The organism is Shewanella sp. SR43-8 (genome assembly GCF_014163775.1).
GTDB classification, from domain to species: domain Bacteria; phylum Pseudomonadota; class Gammaproteobacteria; order Enterobacterales; family Shewanellaceae; genus Shewanella; species Shewanella vesiculosa.
On sequence record NZ_JACJDX010000048.1, the window covers coordinates 1 to 252 of the forward strand.

The 252-nt window shown below is 54.0% G+C and carries 1 protein-coding gene; it reads right to left on the reverse strand.

The features are described 5' to 3' along the window. On the reverse strand, window positions 1-252 hold a 252-nt coding region (locus H5114_RS20300; RefSeq protein WP_182723891.1), incomplete at both ends, for a hypothetical protein.

Here is a 252-nt window from a genome sequence, read left to right on the forward strand (position 1 = left end):
TCATTGCCGCTGACGATACTGTAGGTCACTGGCGTGCCTTCAGGGTTGGTTGCAGACACAGTACCGATCACCGTGCTGTCGCTGCTGTTTTCAAAATACGTAAAGCTGTAGCTGTCGCCTATAGGGCCTTCATTGACATCAAGCTCAGTGAGGGTGACGTTAATGTTGGTGGTGTTGACGCCATCTGAGGCGCCGACGACTAAATTGTGCACGTTCGCCAGGGCTTCAAAGTCATTGGCGACGGCGGCCACG